Raw genomic sequence first — 16107 nt, forward strand, 5'->3', positions numbered from 1 at the left:
CAATTGCGCACGATCCAGCGAATGCTGTCCCATCAGTCACTCTGGTGACCCCACGAGCACTCCCTCGATCGCGCCATCGCTGGTGACCAATAATCCACGCCCGGGCGCTAGTTGCTGAGCGCTCGTTCTGCCGAATACTTTGACGGCGGCCGGATCGTTGTCCATGAACAATGTCGGTGAACGCGAACTCGTCATCTTCTGTAGGAACGGGTTCATCACCGAAACGCCGGCCCAGTTTCCGGGCAGGCGGGACATGATCACGTGCAGCCCCACTTCGCGGCTGCGTTCGATCAGGGCCCACAGCGGCGCGGTGGCGGCCTGCTTACCCAGCACACCGTTGGGACGCAACTCCTGCTCATCGTCGATGAGCACGAAGTGATGCGGCCCCTCCCAGGCGGCGCGTTTGAGCAGCTCCTCCTGGCTCAGCCCCGACGGTGGCAGGCGCTGCTGCAGCAGTTGCGTGAGCTCAGCGATGGCCTGGTCGATATCGTCGACGGTATAGGCGTAGGCGCGCACATGCGGGCCCTGCATGCGCCCGATCAGCGCGGTCTTCGGATCGATGACGGTGATCTGCGCCTGCTCCGGGGTATACCGGCTCATGATCGCCTGACCCACCGCTGCCAGAGTCGTGGTCTTGCCGCAGCCCTGGCGTCCGATCACGGACAGATTGGGGGTACTGCGCAGCGGCAGGGCCACCGGGGCCAGGCCGCTCTCTCCGATGGCGAAGGGCAGGTTCAACGGGTCGGCAGCCGCAGGGGTCGTGGCGAATGCCTCGACGACCTCGCGCAAAGCGATGTGCTCGGGCAGCCGGGCCAGCGTTTCGACCCGCTCCAGACCCGTGTTCGCCGCGATCACGGCGCCCACCTGGCGAACGGTGATGCGTTCGCCCTGGGGGCCGGAGATCTCCGGTACCCCCATCAGCAACTCGTGGCCCTGCCTGCTCACGCCGAACCCCGGCCGATCCAACGTGTGGCGGGCCGCCCGGCGATGGTCGATACCCGTGCCCATCTGTGTTTCATCCGGGTTGCTCAACCGAAGTTGGATGCGGGCGTTCGACACATTCAGCAGGGCCTGCTTCTGCCCGACCAGCCAGGCGTTGGAACTGGTCATCACGTGCACTCCATAGGACAGGCCCTGCCTGGCCACCGAGATGGCCCGGTCCCCGAGGCCGTAGTCCTTGTCGTAGAGGTCACCGAAGTTGTCGATCACCAGGAAAACATCGCCGAACTTGTCGTTCGGATCGGTGCCCGCGCCCCCGGCCGGGCCGAATCGCCGCTCCCGGAAATCCGAGATGTCGATCTGATAATGCTTGAAGGCGGCCTCCCTCGCCCGGATGATTCCCTCGAGTGTCGAGATCGTCCGCGAAACTCCTTCGGTATCCGACAGACTCACGACACCGGCGACATGCGGGAGCTCCTCGATGGGAAACAGCGAGGCCCCGATGCAGAAGAAGGTCACCCGGTCGGGCCGGTACATCAGCGCCGCTGACGTCATCAGGGTCATCAACGTGGTCGACTTCCCGCGCTGCGCGGTGGCCACCACCATGATGTTGTCCATCTCGACGTCGATGACGTGGACCCGCTGCGCATGGTCCTCCGGGATGTCCTCGATGGCGATCGGGAAGATCAGGCCGGGGTTCTGTCCGTAGTCGACGTGCCACGGCTTGCCCCGCCAGCGCAATACCAGGTCATCAGCCTTCTCACTGACTTCCAGCGGCGGCAGCCAGATCTGGTGCGGCGCCTTGATCTGAGTGGCGAGCAGCGACTCCCTGATCACGTCGAGCAGCTTCTTCTTCTTGAAACCGTCTGCGTGGTAAAGGAACTCGTCGGGCTCATCAGGCTCGTCGGCGGACGCCAGCGCCGCGTTGTCCTCATCGGTGAGCGGCTGGTATTCCCACGTCAGCGATCGGGGCTGGGTGAAGCTGACGTCGACAGTCTTGTCGACGTTGACGGCCTTCTTCGGCAGGACGAACGGGGCCGAGACATAGAAGCAGCGGAACGGTTCCAGATCGCGCGGGCCCACTTTGAGCAACGCATAACCGGCCTCTTTCGACGGCAGGTGCAGCGCGGCATCGCTGCTGATCACGTCGCGAGAATCTTCGGCGGTCTCCGCGCGCAGCGCCACCCGGAAGGCCAAGTTGCTCTTGGCCTTACTCAGTGACGAGAGGTCAAGTCGCTGGCCGCCGAGGGTGAAGAAGACGTTACAGCCACGACCTTCCTGACCGATGTGGATGACGAGGTCGATCCATTCGGGGTGATGGTGGAACAGCTCGAGATACTCGTCGATGATGACCAACAAGATGGGGACCGGCTCCAGGTCGCGACCGGCGAGCCGCATCTCCTCGTACTCGTTAGCGTCCCGGGCACCGGCGTCCTTGAACAGTCGGTAACGCCTGGCGATTTCGCCGTCGACGGCTTTGCGCATGCGCTCGGCGAGGTGGCGGTCATCCTTGCCCAGGTTTGACAGTGAACCCGCGACGTGCGGCAGTCCCTCCAGGTCCTGAGCCGCCGACTCGAACTTCATATCGACGAAGATCACGATGAATGTCTCCGGCGAATGCGTCAGGGCGATCCCGTTGCACAGCGACAGGAAGTACTCGGATTTGCCCGAGCCGGAAGTTCCGATCACGACGGAGTGGAAGCCGAAGCCACCGAAATCCTTGGCGCGCAAGACGATGTACTGCAGTTCGCCGCCCGGCTTCACCCCGACGGGCACCATCGCCCACTTCGCGTCGCCGCGACCGCGGCTGTCCGCCCACAATTTGTCGACATCGAGCTGACGTGGGTCGCTGATACCCAACGCCCGCAACAGCTCCCCGCCCTGGCTGTCCATTCCCGACAACTCGTCGGCACTCATCGGCGACCACCGGGCGATGGCCCTGGCATAGCGATCCGCGGTGCTCTCGGCGAGCATGTCGGCCACCCCGTAAAAGGCTCCGCGATGCCGTAGCCTGCCCTCCCGAAGTTCGAAGCGCTCGTCCTCGTCGGTGAAACCGACACCCGAACCGTGACGGGTAGCCAACCGCAACACCGTGATTCCGGCCATCCCCTTCTGGCCGGTGACGCCTTCCCACTGCTCGGGAGTCCCGACGTTGTCGTCGACGATCACCCAGTGCGGGCCCAGCGCCGAACTGGTCATCGCCTCCGCCGGTGACGGCATGGACAGCGGGCTGCTGCCGGTCGGGGGCGCCCACGGGCCGCGACCCTTGCGGTGCAGCTCGGCATCTAGGGCGTCTTCGAGTTCGGTGGGCGAGGTGAACACCAGGCGCCGCAGGCCGCACGCGTCGAACATCTCGTCATGCTGGTTGTGGGGCAACCACACCAGCCACGACCACTTCTCGGGATGGCGGGTGACCACCATCAGCTTGACGTCGCCGGGGCTGTGGTACACCGCCAGCGAGCAGAGTACCGCCCTGATGAACGCGTGCAGCTCGCCCATATCGTCGCCGGTGAAACTGAATCCAGGCTTCGAGCGCAGGTTGAGCACCTTGCCGATACCGCGAATCTTGCTCTGCTCCAGGATGAAATCGCGGAGGGCGCGGCCGGTGACGGGCTCCAGCTCTTCGCCTACCGGAACCTCGGGCCACTGCAGGCTTACCGCCGAATCGCTGGCCTGCTGGATGCCGATCCCGAGCCGGACATCGAGGAAATCCTGATCGGTGGGACGCCGTTCCCACATGCGCGGACCACCGATGACATTGTCGAGGCTCTGCGGGTCGCCGTGCACGAAAAGCTGGCTGCGGCGCTGATCCTGGGCAGCCCGCTGCACTTCGTCGCGGTCCTCGTCGAGCTGCCGGAGGTAGACCCGGCGCTGCTTCTCTTGCTCGCCCCAACTGATCTTGCGGCCACGACCCATTCGCCCGCTGAACATCATCGCGCCGAAACCGACCAGGCCGATCATCGGGAAGAAGCCGGACTGCAGTGACCGGATACCCGAGGTGTACATCACCACCAACGTGCCGATGATGCCCACCAGCAGCGCCGGAATCGCGATCATCAGCAAGATGTTTCGCGGCTCACGCTCCGGCAGTGCCAACGGGGCGGCCACCGCAACCCTGGCCGGCGGCACCGAGGGCGGGGCTTTGCGTTGCCCGCGTACGAAACCTCGCTTCGACACGTTAACCTCCCGCGTTCTGTTGAGCAGCGTCCGGAATCAGGGCGGCCGTTCCGCCGCCGGGCAGGGTGTCCCGCGCCAGTAGCGCCGCGGTCCGGCTGACGGCCGGGCCGGCCGCGAACGTGCGGACGATGGGCCACGGCGCCTGCACGGCCCTGGCTGGATCGAGCCCGAGCGCCTTCAATGTCTTGTCGTCCCAGTCGATTCCGTATCGGACACCCTGCGGTGACACCCAGTAGAGGCTTTCCCTGGTGTCCGATGTCGCCACGCCACTGGTGGTTGCCACAAAGTTCGCCGCACCTGGCAGGACCAACGTCTGGTCCGCTTCCACGGAGTCCGGGTCGCGGTCGTCGCGGACCAGCTGCACCAGATGCGAGTCCATCGCCGGCGAAACCGGCAGACCCTTGCCGTTGAGCACCGCGATACTGGCCTGCCGATCGGTGGACTGCTTCTCCCAACCCACGCAGGTGACCGGATTTGCGGTCGTATCAATGAAATTCAGCTTGCCTGCGGGATAGAACCCGACGTTGAGAGCATCGAGGTCCGGGATGTCGACGAGCTTATCCGGTGAGACCAACTGCGGGGCACTGGAGGACTGGGAAACCGAAGTTCGCAGCAGATCCGCGACGAACGCGGTGATCTTCTGTACCCCGCCGGGCAGCAGGACGTAGAAGCCGCTGACCGTCCCAGCGGAATCCCGCGACTCCAAAACGGTGCCGACGACGGAACCGGGCAGGAACTGCGAGGGTGTACCCAGGCCTGGAATATCCGGCACCACAATGGGTTCGGTGGCGGGCATCGCGTCGAACAGTGCGTTGGAAATCGCGATTGGGTGCGTGACGCCCGGATCGAGGCCGAGGTTGAAGGTCAGCGACCGATCGACGGGGTCGATCTGCGAGCGCTTCCCGCCCCAAATCACATAGGTCCCGTCACCATGGGTGGCCAACACCGCCTGGCTGGGGTCCATTGCGGATGCCCGACCGAAAGCCGAGAGTGGCCCGGCGATCGAGGTGACCATCGGGGGTGCGATCGTGCCGTTGGCAGGCGCGGTATCGCATACCGCCCAGGCCGACGATCCGCCGCCGTTCATCGTCAGATCGTCTGGCACGCCGGGGATGCCGATCATCGGACCGGTCGGGTACTTGGCGATCTCGGCGGCATTGACCCAGGTGGGGGTGCCGGCACTACCGGTCGCCAGACGAGCCGAGGTGAGATTCAGCGCCGGGTAGAGGCGACCGTTCATCTTGGCGTAGACCGCGCCGGTTTCCCGATTGCCGATGATGTTCGAGTCACCGACAAGTCCTGCAGGCTTCATCACATGTAGCAACGCCATCCAACCGACGCCGATGAGCATGAACACGATCGACAGGACGACGGCGGCCTGCTGCTTGCGGTCATCGTGTTTCATCCGTACGGAGAACCGGGTGATCGCAGCCTTGAGCCGCCTGTTGTAGAACAAATGACCGGAATTCTGGTCACGGTTCGACAGATTCAGCGGCACGCTCGATATCCTTTCGGCGGACAACTTCGGGCCAGACAAAGTGCAACCTGTCTTGTTGCCCATGGCCGTGGGGCGTCAAGTGCACCGGAATCATCCGTGGCTCCACGATAACGGGCGGCAGTGGCACCCGGTGACGGAAATTCCGAGCTGGCCTCGGCTGACTGGCAGCCGCGATCACTATCGTCACTTGGGCCACAGCCGTAGCGGTCCGACCCTGCTCTGACAAAGCCCAGCTCAGTTGCCATCAATGCAGCCGTCCCCCGTAGCGCTCCGCATTGTCGGTCTCGGCTTCCTGCCTGAGGGCGCCGAACGCGGCGTTGAGGCGCTCTGCCAGCTCACCGTGGCTGTAGTCGGTCATCACGCGCGGATTCAGTGTCAATTCGACGAGTTTTCCGTCCGAATTAGCAGTGGCGTGAATATCCCCGAGATCAACGCTGTAGGTAATTCGTTCCGCCTCGGCGACCAACGCCTCCCATTTATCGGCGGCGGCGCGTAATTCGCGCAGGATCTCATCAACAAGGGCTTTATCACTGCGCCCACCATCAACGGCCCGCCCCGACACCACCCCAGTATGTCGACCCTGTTCGAGCAGCGTCAATTCATCCGGTCGCAGCGTTGCAAAAACCCTGACAGTGCACTGCCAGCAACATATGCGTCAGCTCTGCGGGCCCCAGCTGCTGGGCGGTGGCGCACTCAGCGCCGTGAACCACGCGAAGTGGTAGTTGGCCGAAGTCTGGTCACCACTGGCAATCGCTTCCGTCGCCGCCAGTAGCAGGCAGTTGAGCAGCACCGCGGGTTCGACATCGGGGTAACGAGCCAGCAGTTGATAGCGGATGGTGTCCAGATGCACCCGCAGGACGTCGAGTTCCGCCTCGACCACACCGGTCCCGGCCGCCCCCGCCTTCGCCATCGTGTGAACCATCCGGGGCAGACCGTCGCGCCAGTGGGTCAGCTCGGTCAGCTGCCAGCCGAGGTCGTCGACGGGCTCGGTCCGGCGTGCGACAGTGGAGGCCATCGTGGCCCCGAACTGCGACGCGTCGCCGAACGAGTCGCCCGGGGTGTACGTCGCCGACAACACAGTCGGGCCGAGCAGGGCCGCCGCGCTCCCCCGCCGACGGTCCGGCTCCAGCAGGCTCACGCCCGCAGGCAGTTCGATGCCCGGCGGGATCCAGCCGTGGGCGAGGTCGGTCACGAGCAGTGTCGTACCGTCCTCACGCTGCCCGACCGCCCACTTGAGTCCCGGTTCCTGCCTGGCGACATACAACACGAGCCGACGCAGCCGATGCTCGTCGGACTCGCGCGGAGGCTGCGGTACGACGACTTCGCTGACTGACTCGATCAGAACCGGCTCGGGCCTGCTGACCGGGCGGGGCGCATCCCGGGTGATGACCTCGGGCTCTTGTTCGGCTTCGGCTTCTGCTTCTGCTTCTGCTTCTGCTTCTCTGACGACTGCTCGCACGACGGCTGCCTCGTCGAGTTCGACAGGCACCGGGACGTCCTCCTGGGGGAACTCCTCCTCGGAGACGTCCTCGCGCTCTGGTGCGTCGATTTCCTCGACGGCGCGGTTGCGGGACAGCTCTTCCCTGGGCCAGGCGGCGTGACGTGGCGTCGGCTCGGGCCGGGGGAACACGCGGGTCGGTTCCGCTCGGATGGGTTCCTCGACGGGTGGGACGACCGGCGCCGGCGTCTCGGCGGCTGTTCCCAAACTGAGGTATTCCGGCGAGAATCCCAGCGGTTCCCTGCGGAGTTGGCGAATTGTCGATTCGGCTCGCAGCACCGCGAAGGCCCTCGCCACGTTGATGACCCTGGCTTCCTCGGCCTCCTGGACGTCCGGTGGGAGGCCCGCTTCGCTGATGGCGCGCAGCTTCTCATTGGCGGAGGTCGCGATCCGTCGCAGATCTCGGTCGAGATACTCTGCGATAGTGGCGGTTTCGGGAGTCACCCGCGCAAGTTCCGCCGGCCACAGGCCGCCGAGGACCAACGGCGTGCAATCCTTGGGCGTCCGAAATGTCGGAACCGAGAGGGCCTGCTCCGTGGCCCTCTTCATGCGCTGACGCGCTGATTTCCGAAAGATCGCCACCGGGTTAGCGTACCGGGCTCCCCAGTACCCCTTCAGCACGGAATTTCTTCGTCACACCTGTGGCCAGTGAGGTGAATTGTGCACCGACCAGGCTGTGAGTAGCGTCGCGGGCATGGAAGATTCGCTGCTACAGCAGCAGCTGGACGAGGTGCGCGGACTGCTGGCGAAGGCGCGGGAGCTGTTCGGCGCCAATCCAGTAGCTCCGCCGGCCGATATCGTACCGCCCGAGGACACCGTGCAGAACTGGTTGCACTGAGTTTCGGGGCCGACAGATCCGCTGTTCGCCTTGCACTTTGGCTAGCCGAACAGATCAGGATGCACTCGAGGTTGCCGCGCTCCGCAACCCAGCGATGCCGGATGGAAAGGACTTCGGCCGCGATATCGAAGTCCCCGTCGTAGTGGATGAGAGTGAGGTCATGGTCGACGGCTACTGAGCCGATCAGAAGGTCGGCCATGCCTACCGTCCGATGGCGGCCACCCCGAGCCAGCGATCGCTGGACGCTGAGGGCGGACTGCCAGTGCTCGTCGTTGGTCGGCAGATACTCGTAGGCCACGCGGCGGTCGGACCAGAGTTGTTCGTAGTCAGTCGGATTGCGTGCACTGTAGAGCGCTTCGGCATCGAGTTGGGCAGTGGTCGCCACCAGACCGGCCTCGATCAGCGCCACACATCGTCCCGTTCGTGGGCGTCGGCCATCGACGCCAGGCCGCCTTCCTGAAGCCACGCAACTTGCCGCCTGCGGGCCGACAACACGCGGCGGCCTGCTCCAACGCGCGTCGAACGGTGTCGGTGACACCGGAGGAGTTCAGCTCCTTTTACGCAGCCGCCAGGAGGTCGTCGGCCGGGTCGATCAAGCGCTTTGTCATCGGAGCCGACCTCCATCGAGGTATGTACAAGGTCGGAAAAAGGTATATATCGATGCAGTGCTCACGGCGCCAACTCGTGGTCCCGCAGTGCCGCCACCGCATCATCGAAGTCCGATTTGGTCGGCACTTCCGCGGACGGGGTGTGTCCCGCAGCGAGAATCTCGCCCCGCACCTGCATCAGTGCCTTCAGATACGACACGTCGGCAGTCAGTTTGATCGCCTCTGCCAGTGACCCCGCGTCGGCCGACATCGCCGCCTCGGTCAGCACGACACTGTGCAGGTAGCCCCCGCGGCAGCTGCGGAACAGGATGTGACCGCTGGGGTGGACGGCGTCGAACTCCGGATTGAGTTCTGCCGGCGAAAGCGAATCCGTCATCGGTAGATCATGGCCCGTCAGTCGTGCACGTTGCGCAGCGCGGCGGCGGTCTGCGCCTCGTGGTCTTCCCAGTAGTCCGCGGACCGTTTGAGGTTGTCAGCCATCGTCGCGTGATCGATCGCTTGCTGTTCGTAGCAGCGTCGACGCTGTTCGAGCAGTTCCCGGCCCGCCTCGCGAAGCTCTCCGAAGATCGGTCCGAGGGAATCGAGGCTCTCCTGGATGGCGTCATGAGTCGCGGGCACGGTCCGCAGGAAGTCCGCGGCGTCACTGTGGTGAACCGCGGCATTGCGCAGGCTGTCCGGTTCGACGCGGATGATGTCGGCCATCGCTGTCTCCTATCCTGTCCGCCCGGCCGAGGTCGCCGGCCGGGTCTGCTGTGGTGAGCTGGGGCTCTCGGGTGCTGCGGTCGGTGAGGACGCCGACGGCGTGGTGGGGCCAGGACCGGGCGGATGCAGCCAGCCTAGGAAGCTTGGCCCGCTGACGCTGGCTACCGGCTGAATCTGCCCGTTGAAGAGCGCACGACTGCGGTCCAGCGCGAGCGCCTGCCGATCGCTGAACATGCCGATATCGCCGGAACCGACGCGGCCCGGATCGAGGGGGTGGGCGACCGCGGTCCCCGGGGGCGGAACGATGATCCCTTGCTGACGGAAGGCGTCACCGATCGGCGTGCCCCCGACCGCCGCCTCGATCACCTTGGCGATCTGCGGGTTCGCCACGGTGACGGTGTCGCCGTTGGGCAAGTGCACCTCGGTGGGCCCCGCTGGGGCCGGCTGATCCGGCGATGGCCCGCCTTCGCTTCCTACCTCGTCGTCGACATCAGACGCTTCTGGGGTGGACGTTTCCGGATCGTCCAGCAGGCCCTCCTCCCGCAGGAGGTCCTCGAGCGAGGTACCGCCCGAAGGACGGGTCGGCCACGACTCGGCGGGGGTCTCGTCCATCCGAGGGCCGGCGAGCGCACCAGGCAGCCCGCCCCCGATGCCACCGCCGGGAGCGGGTGAGCCGCCCCCGAGCTGGGGCAGACCGGACATCATGGGCAGGGCAGCCGGCGGAGCGGGCGCCGGCGGAGCGGTTCCCGCCGTACCCGGCCAGCCCACGTCCGGCCCCAGGTCATCGCCAAGCAACTGATCGAGAGCCGGATCTCCAGCCGCGACAGCGGTATCCGCCCCGTAAGCCGGCAAGACCGAATCCGACGCGGAGGCCGGCCGGGCCGTGGCGGTGACCGTCGGGGCAGCGGTGGGGGTGACGCCGGATTTCGCCGACTCATACAGAGCTGTCCAGGCGCCGGCCAACGCTGCTTTCGACGTGTCATCGAGGTGTGCGGTCTCGACAACGGCACCGATCTCGCGCAGTTTGTCTATCAGGTACCGCTGAAAATCTCGCGCGCCGGCGGGGGTGTCGAGATCGGTGCGAGCGCGAACCGCCTCCTCCACGTCCCGCTGCAGGGCCTGCAACTCGGCACCGCCGTGCGCGGTGGTGACATGGGCGTTCAGAATCGCCGTGACGACGTGCAGGTCGACTTGGGCTACCGTCGAATTCTGTTTCGCCAGACCATTTTCGGCTTTCTTGATGGCATCGGCCGCCTCGCCCTGCTGTCCGCGCTCCCCGCTGGGCGCCGGACCGGGCACGACCGGTGGCTTCGGCGGGGTGATCGGGTCGCCGGTCGCCGGATCGAACAACGCGGGGTGCTTGGCGCGAATGGTGGCGAGCAGCCCCGTCAACGCGCCCGTATCGATCACCGTCGCCGGTAGCAGCACCGAGACATCGGCCGCGCTGAGACCCTGCCGCCAGGCGTCCGGGTCTCCGGTGCGGGCGGTGATGTGCGCGATGGCGTCACGCACCTCGACGATGTCGGTCACCGCTGTCGACCCTGCATGAGGCGGACTGTACCGAGGCGCCCAACCGCAGACAATTCACCTGCGATCAGCCTGTGGAGGCCGCCGGCGCCGACGGGTAATTTCCGGACAAGCTCTGCAGCACAGCAGTTTTCGATTCAGCATTGGCGGCGGTCTGTGAGACGATTTCGATGATCTCGCGATGCTTGGCGAGCAGGAACCGATGAAACTGATGCGCGCCCGCGGGGGTGTCCAACGCCAGCATGTCCTGCTGCGCGACAGCCGACTCGATATCCGCCTCGATCGTGTCGAGACGGCGCAGGCCCTCGACGGTGGCGGCGTGCGCGGCGGCAACTGCCTCGGCGAGCGCACGATCGGCTTCGGTCAGGCCGGCGTGACGCGTGGACAGTGCGGTCGACGCCGCCGCGATAGCGGTCGCCGAGTGTCCGGCCTGGTCCACCATGCCCACAAGGTACCGCGGCTGATCTGCGCCAACAATTCACTGGCGCTGCGATGTCCTAGAGCGGCCGACGGATGGCGACAGCGGCTCCGAGCGGACTGATTCGCACGGTCGCTCCGGCATGCGGTGCTTCCACCACCATGCCGTTGCCGATAGCCATCTGAACGTGCCCGGTGTGCGGAAACACCAGATCACCAGGCCGAATCTGCGATCGCGCGACGGCGACACCGTCGTTGATCTGATCGTAGGTGGTCCGGTCCAACGACACTCCGGCCTGCCGATAGGCCCACTGGACCAGACCGGAACAATCGAACTGGTTGGGCCCGGTCGCACCCCAGACATAGGGTCTGCCCAGCTTGGACAGTGCGGCCCGAACGGCAATACCGGCCCGGCTGCTCGTCGGCGGCAGCCGCAGCGCACCGAGTCGTCCACGGTGGCGCAACACCCGGTACCGCAGCGCACGCAGCAGCAACAGCCGCCGCCGGGCCTGCCGGCGAGCCGCCGAAACGTGCTCGTGCTGAGCGCGCAACCTAGCCGCGCGACGCCGCATCGCCTCGCGTTGGGCCATCGGGGATTCGGCAGGTGCCTGGTCATCCGCCTGCGCCGCCTCCAGCACCTGTCTGGTCAGGGCGCGAGCCAGGGCATGGTCCTGCTGAGCGCGGGTAAGCACAGCGGCGAACACCGCGTCGGTGCGCGAGGTACTACGCAGCGCCTCTCGGCCACGCTGCACAGCCAGTTCGTAACGGTCATGTCCCCCACCGGTATTCGGCCCGACCAGTGGGGAGGTCTGATAGTAATCGCTGCCCGCATCCAGGCGAGCAGCCGTACTCTGCCCATTGAGAACCTGGTGCGCGCCGTCGAAAAGCCGGTGCGCGCGGCTCAGAATGTCCAGCTCCCCCATACGGGTTCTCCTACCGTTGGCTGCCTTGATCGGAATCAGCGCCGGCCGCGTCGACAAAAGCACGCACCCGTGGCAGCGCGCCCGCCGGCACGTAACCGCGATTGCGGATGTCCCACATCTCGTCAGTGGTGATGCCGACGAGCGCCGCTATCACCGCCTCGGGTAATGACGACCGGGTACAGGCCTGATCGAAACGGGCGCCGATACTGTCCGGCAGTCGGGCAAGCAGGCTCGCCCTGGTCGATTCGAGGGCCTTGACGTGGCCCAGCAGTGGCCCGCTCGGGTCGGCGCCGGCGTTGACGGCCACCCGCCACGAGTTGGCCGCCAACATCTCGGCCTTCACGCACTGGGTGATCACGGAGAGAATATACGTCTCGTATTCGTTTGATGTGGACGGCGGCAAACGGGCGATCACCGAGTTGAGCGCTTCCAGCTGAGCTTCGGCGTAACCCTCGAAGACAGTGGTGTCGGAATTGCGGTCGACGACCACCGTTGTCGGCGGTTGTCGCGGTGTCTCAGGAGCCGCGTTCTCAGCCAGCAGTTGGCTGATCTCGGCATCCGGATCTGCCGCGACCACCAGCCGTGAGTAGGTGCCCGGCGGCAGGCCGAGCCCGTTTTCAACCTTCTGAACTGTGCCTTTGTGTGGTTTGCGGGTGCCGCGTTCCAGATAGCTCAAGCCCATGATGCTGACGCCGGTGGCGCCGGCCAGATCGGCGAGCGACCAGTCGCGGGATTCCCGCAGTGCCCGGATGGCTGCGCCAGCCGCCTCTCGGCTCACCATGGTGCTCCGGACATGCAGGGATCGTACACAGCCAGCCCCATCACCCTTTATATATACGTTTTTGTAGTCGTTTATGTTGCCAACACACTCGACTGCATATACGCTTTCGTCAACGCTTTGATCACTCCATGAGACAGGGGCAGACGATGAACCAGCCTTGCGCAGCCAATCCGGAACTCTGGTTCGGTTACTCCGATGACGACGACACCGATGGGGCCGCCAAAGCCCGTGCCTACGAAACGGCGTCGGTCGAGGCTCGCACCATCTGCCTGCGCCGCTGCCCGCTGGCGCAACAACGTAAGTGCGCCGCGCATGCCGTCGATGCCGGCGTCGAGTACGGGGTCTGGGCCGGTGTGAAGCTGCCCGGTGGCCAGTACCGCAAGCGCCACGAACTCGCGCGGGCCCATGAGGTTCTGGGACAGATCGCAGCCGGAGAGCTCAATCCGCGTCAGCTGCCGGAGAATTCGGCGCTCTTGGAGACCCGGCAATCCGATGTGCTGCCAGTGGTGGCGACGGTGTTCCACCTTCCGATTGCTCCGGTTGCGCGGTATAGCGCCGCCTAGGGCCACTCGGCTCTCACCGAAACCAGCAAGACGTGAGTTACTCCTGTTCGCGGATCAGTTCCAGCGTGCGCAGCTCGCGGATCGCGCGGCAACCGCGTTCCAGCATGGCGAGCACCATATCGTCGCCGCGGTCGGTGGCAGCGGCGAAGGCGAACCCGAATGTCGTCAGCAACGGCACCTGCATCATGCCCAGGATGTAGTCCTGCCAACAGGTTTCACGGTCATAGTCGGTCACGCCCTCGACAATCAGGGCGTCGTAATAGGCGTCGACCAACTCCTGCTCTTTGGCGGCGCGCAGTTCCGGCGTCAGACTGGTAGCCACGAAGTACGCCAGATCGCGGGCGGGCAGCCCCACGGTGAGCGTCTGCCAGTCGACGACGGTGACGCGGGTGCGCTCCGGATCGAAGAGCAGATTGTCCACGCGGTAGTCACCGTGCAACAGGCTGAAGCGGTCCGGGAACAACAGCAACCACGGATCGACCAAGGCCGCCGCCTCGGCGAGCATGGTGCGGTCGGCCTCGGACATCCGGTCACCCAACCTGCCGATCGTGGTGTCGGCGGCCATCTTCGCGAGATCGCCCATCCCCCTGGCGAAATCGGCGTCTGCCCGCGGCATGGTCGCGCCGGTGAAGGACAACCAGCCGGGATCGCACCAGCGCGGGCCATGCAACCCGGCCAGTGCTTGCACCGCCAGGCGCGCCTCGACCAGACTGCAGCCGGCGATCTGATCGCCCTGCACCGCCGGTGCCAGATCCTCCATCAAGAGTACGAAATCGGCTCCGTTGCGGTCGATTTCGCAATGCAGCCAGTTGGGCAGCGGCACCGTCAGCGTGTCGGCGACCTCGGTGTAGAACGTGTATTCGGCGCGGTAGGCGAGCGCCACCCGCTGACGCACCTCCTCCTCCTGCGAGGGCAACTTGACGATCATCGTCTCGGGGAGGGCCGCCTGCGGGTCGGCGTAGGTCGCTGTCACCCGGTAGGTCGCGCCGGTCTGACCGGTGCCGACCGGGGTCACGGTCACTTCGGTGATGTCGGCACCCAGGACTGCGGACAGCCAGGTGCTGGTCACCTCCGCCGGGCTGGCGGGAATCGCAGCTGTGGTGGTCATCTCGGCGCACCTCCTCGCAAAATTAGAACATGTTCTAATTCGATGGCGGTGGCCGGGTTTTCTGTCAGTGCCCGCTCCTACCGTGGCGACATGACGAACTGGATTAACACCGTAAGCCGCGAGCACGTGCGCCGCGCCGTCGAAGGTGGATTCACGCAGGCCGATCACGGCAAGCCGGACCGGTTACGCCGGATGGGCTCCGGCGACCGGATCGCCTTCTACTCGCCGAAGACCGACTATCCCGACGGTGACCCGCTGCAAGCGTTCACCGCAATCGGGCGACTCGTCGGGGACGAGGTCTACCAGGTGGAGATATCGGCCGACTTCCGTCCGTACCGACGCAACGTCGAGTTTCTCGACTGCGCCGAGACGCCGATCAAGCCCCTGATCGACCACCTCGGCTTCATCGAGGATAAGAAACGGTGGGGCTTCCGCTTCCGCTTCGGATTGTTCCAGGTCAACGACCACGATTTCGAGGTGATCGCGGCGGCCATGACCCGGTCGGTGGCGGGAGGCGCCGTCTCGGCCGCATGATCGAGTGATGAGCAACCTCGAACGGGAGCCTGCCGAGGTTGACCACCCGCCTGCGGTCGGGACCGACGGCGGGATCGAGATCCTCAGTCCACGCGAGGTACCCCTCGGCGGCCCACGCGCTCTACTGGTCCGGCGGACATTGCCGCAGCACCAACGGTCGCTGATCGGGGCTTGGTGTTTCGCCGATCATTACGGCCCGCACGACCTTCGCAGCAGCGCCGGCATGGATGTACCGCCGCATCCGCATACCGGACTGCAGACGGTGAGCTGGTTGTTCAGCGGTGAAGTCGAACACCGGGACTCGGCCGGGGTACACGCGATGGTTCGCCCTGGCGAGCTCAACCTGATGACGGCCGGCGCAGGCATCTGCCATTCAGAAGTGTCGACGGCGGCGACATCCGTGCTGCATGGAGTGCAGCTCTGGGTGGCACTACCCGATACCGACCGCGATACCGACCGTCGGTTCGACCACCACGTACCGACGCCGGCGTCGCGGAGTGGCGCCGTCATCCGGGTGTTCCTCGGCGCGCTCGACGGTGTCAGCTCGCCGGTGCAAACCTTCACCCCGCTGCTCGGCGCGCAGATCGATCTGGGTGCCGGTGCCCGCCTGCTGCTCGATGTCGATCCGACGTTCGAGCACGGGGTACTTGTCGACAAGGGCACGGTCGCGATGGACGATACGGCTGTGGACGGCGCCGAACTCGCCTACCGGCCTGTCGGCTCGTCCTTGCTGGAGTTGCGCAATACCGGCGACCGGTCTGCCCGAGTGCTGCTGCTCGGTGGCGCGCCCTTCACCGAGGAGCTGGTGATGTGGTGGAACTTCGTTGGGCGCAGCCACGACGATATCGCCGCCTACCGCGAAGAATGGCAATCCCACGATCCCAGGTTCGGCGAAGTGAGCGGCTATCATCCTGGGAGACAAGGAGTTCCGTCCCGCCTGCCGCCCCCTGCGCTACCCATCACGCGGCTGCGGCCGCGCCGCCCACCAAAACCA

15 protein-coding genes and 2 pseudogenes are annotated in these 16107 nt (G+C 65.6%); 5 read left to right on the forward strand and 12 right to left on the reverse strand.

Features of this window, described 5'->3' with window-relative positions:
* Positions 1-36: 36 nt before the first annotated feature.
* The 4 genes from eccCa to H7J73_RS09360 all read right to left on the reverse strand — a co-directional run bounded on the left by eccCa (position 37) and on the right by H7J73_RS09360 (position 7661).
* A complete protein-coding gene (gene eccCa / locus H7J73_RS09345; protein WP_435405454.1) occupies positions 37-4116 on the reverse strand; it encodes a type VII secretion protein EccCa in 4080 nt (1359 codons plus the stop codon).
* A gap of 1 nt (position 4117) precedes the next feature.
* Complete coding sequence (eccB, locus tag H7J73_RS09350) at positions 4118-5614, reverse strand: type VII secretion protein EccB (protein WP_264067040.1); 1497 nt, start codon at positions 5612-5614, stop codon at positions 4118-4120.
* Between the two features lie 244 nt (positions 5615-5858).
* Positions 5859-6179 (reverse strand): DUF2710 family protein, encoded by a 321-nt coding sequence (locus H7J73_RS09355; protein WP_264067118.1) that lies wholly within the window; start codon positions 6177-6179, stop codon positions 5859-5861.
* Positions 6180-6269: 90 nt separating this feature from the next.
* Positions 6270-7661 (reverse strand): DUF5631 domain-containing protein, encoded by a 1392-nt coding sequence (locus tag H7J73_RS09360; RefSeq protein WP_276031040.1) that lies wholly within the window; start codon positions 7659-7661, stop codon positions 6270-6272.
* 145 nt (positions 7662-7806) lie between these two features.
* Between H7J73_RS09360 and H7J73_RS09365 the strand changes: the two genes are divergently transcribed.
* Both H7J73_RS09365 and H7J73_RS09370 read left to right on the forward strand, forming a co-directional pair.
* The gene (locus tag H7J73_RS09365; protein WP_264067042.1) at positions 7807-7950 is read left to right on the forward strand and encodes a hypothetical protein; all 144 of its coding nucleotides are present in this window, start codon (positions 7807-7809) and stop codon (positions 7948-7950) included.
* Between the two features lie 37 nt (positions 7951-7987).
* Positions 7988-8128, forward strand: coding sequence for a hypothetical protein (locus H7J73_RS09370; RefSeq protein WP_264067043.1), 141 nt, complete (start codon positions 7988-7990; stop codon positions 8126-8128).
* On the opposite strand, the pseudogene H7J73_RS33680 reads toward H7J73_RS09370, so the two are convergent.
* The 7 genes and pseudogenes from H7J73_RS33680 to H7J73_RS09405 form a co-directional block, all read right to left on the reverse strand.
* A pseudogene (locus H7J73_RS33680) lies at positions 8126-8488 on the reverse strand (PIN domain-containing protein); the annotation flags it as partial. The gene H7J73_RS09370 and the pseudogene H7J73_RS33680 sit on opposite strands and share 3 nt — an antisense overlap.
* Positions 8489-8619: 131 nt before the next feature.
* A complete protein-coding gene (locus H7J73_RS09380; protein WP_264067044.1) occupies positions 8620-8934 on the reverse strand; it encodes a DUF2694 family protein in 315 nt (104 codons plus the stop codon).
* Between the two features lie 17 nt (positions 8935-8951).
* A complete protein-coding gene (locus tag H7J73_RS09385; RefSeq protein ID WP_264067045.1) occupies positions 8952-9260 on the reverse strand; it encodes an ESX-1 secretion-associated protein in 309 nt (102 codons plus the stop codon).
* Positions 9261-9269: 9 nt separating this feature from the next.
* On the reverse strand, positions 9270-10790 hold the full coding sequence (locus tag H7J73_RS09390; protein ID WP_264067046.1) for a DUF4226 domain-containing protein: 1521 nt from the start codon (positions 10788-10790) through the stop codon (positions 9270-9272).
* A 64-nt stretch (positions 10791-10854) separates the two neighbouring features.
* Positions 10855-11229, reverse strand: a complete 375-nt coding sequence (locus H7J73_RS09395; protein ID WP_264067047.1) for a DUF4226 domain-containing protein — start codon at positions 11227-11229, stop codon at positions 10855-10857.
* Between the two features lie 55 nt (positions 11230-11284).
* Positions 11285-12127 (reverse strand): C40 family peptidase, encoded by an 843-nt coding sequence (locus tag H7J73_RS09400; RefSeq protein WP_264067048.1) that lies wholly within the window; start codon positions 12125-12127, stop codon positions 11285-11287.
* Positions 12128-12137: 10 nt separating this feature from the next.
* Entirely contained in the window at positions 12138-12905 is a 768-nt protein-coding gene (locus tag H7J73_RS09405) for a helix-turn-helix domain-containing protein (RefSeq protein WP_264067119.1), read from the reverse strand.
* A gap of 149 nt (positions 12906-13054) precedes the next feature.
* Between H7J73_RS09405 and H7J73_RS09410 the strand changes: the two genes are divergently transcribed.
* Positions 13055-13471, forward strand: a complete 417-nt coding sequence (locus tag H7J73_RS09410) for a WhiB family transcriptional regulator (RefSeq protein ID WP_264067120.1) — start codon at positions 13055-13057, stop codon at positions 13469-13471.
* 37 nt (positions 13472-13508) lie between these two features.
* Here H7J73_RS09410 and H7J73_RS09415 read toward each other — a convergent pair whose 3' ends face one another.
* Positions 13509-14579, reverse strand: coding sequence for a phosphotransferase family protein (locus H7J73_RS09415; protein WP_264067049.1), 1071 nt, complete (start codon positions 14577-14579; stop codon positions 13509-13511).
* Positions 14580-14669: 90 nt separating this feature from the next.
* Between H7J73_RS09415 and H7J73_RS09420 the strand changes: the two genes are divergently transcribed.
* On the forward strand, positions 14670-15113 hold the full coding sequence (locus H7J73_RS09420; RefSeq protein ID WP_264067050.1) for an EVE domain-containing protein: 444 nt from the start codon (positions 14670-14672) through the stop codon (positions 15111-15113).
* 7 nt (positions 15114-15120) lie between these two features.
* Positions 15121-16101, forward strand: a pseudogene (locus tag H7J73_RS09425) (pirin family protein); the annotation flags it as partial.
* Between the last annotated feature and the right edge of the window lie 6 nt (positions 16102-16107).

It is taken from the genome of Mycolicibacterium komossense, assembly GCF_025822605.1.
GTDB classification, from domain to species: Bacteria; Actinomycetota; Actinomycetes; order Mycobacteriales; family Mycobacteriaceae; genus Mycobacterium; species Mycobacterium komossense.